The organism is Halolamina salina, assembly GCF_042678005.1.
In the GTDB taxonomy this organism is placed as follows: domain Archaea; phylum Halobacteriota; class Halobacteria; order Halobacteriales; family Haloferacaceae; genus Halolamina; species Halolamina salina.
On the sequence record NZ_JBHUDH010000117.1, the window covers coordinates 12751 to 13634 of the forward strand.

The 884-nt window shown below is 70.9% G+C and carries 1 protein-coding gene; it reads right to left on the reverse strand.

Features of this window, described 5'->3' with window-relative positions; translation table 11 throughout:
• Nucleotides 1-125: 125 nt before the first annotated feature.
• Nucleotides 126-884 (reverse strand): TRM11 family SAM-dependent methyltransferase (locus tag ACFR9S_RS10475; protein WP_379818581.1); only part of this gene is annotated, 759 nt, incomplete at its 5' end.

An 884-nucleotide genomic window follows, 5' to 3' on the forward strand; every position in this document is an offset into this window, starting at 1 on the left:
GTGTCCGGCGCACTGCGGTCACAAGTGGTCTACGAACGAGATGCTGTTGCGGTCGCTGTCTCACCTACCGGCGATCGACCTTCTGTCGCAGTCACTGTCCGAGCAGCCCGAAAACGGACTCCTCGCTATCGATCGTCCGGCCGCTTCTCCAGAACGTGGACGTGCCGAGTCAGCGAGCGATGGACCCGTCGCTCGAAGCGATCCGTGACCCGCCACGCCGTCGCCGAAACCGCCTCGCGCCAGTCACGATCGGCCATCAGCACGCAGGTCGCATCGGCCGTGCTCACCCGCGCCGCCTCCGATAGCGCCCCCGCCACGAGGTCCTCCAAGCGATGCGTCGCGATCTTCGACTGCCGGCCGTACGGCGCGTCGAACGCCACGCCGTCGACGGCGCCCTCCCGCAGCGGGAGCGCGGTCGCGTCCGCCCGGGCGACCGCCGAATCGACGCCCTCGACCAGCGCGTCGAGGTTCTTCGCCGTCCCGCGGACCATCTTCCACTGCGCGTCGGTTCCCACCAGATCGGCGCCGACGAGGCCGGCCTCGATCAACAGCCCGCCCGTGCCGCACATGGGGTCCAGAATCCGCCGCCCCGACGCCGCGCCGGCGATGTTCGCGAGCGCCCGGGCGTCCATCGGTGCCATGCTCCCGGGCTGGAAGAACGGCCGATCCGTGGGCTGGCGCTCGCCGAAGTCGCGCTCGGACTCGCAGTCGAGCCAGCCGAGCACGCAGACCCCTTCGTTGGCGGGAATCTGCCCCTGCTCGGCGGCCGCGGCGTCGCTGTCCGGGTCTGCCAGCCCGTCCTCGGCGGAGAACAGCGCCCGCAGTTCGTGGTCCGGATCGTCGAGATCCACCTCGAACCCGCGGTCGACGAGCACGCCGCCGAG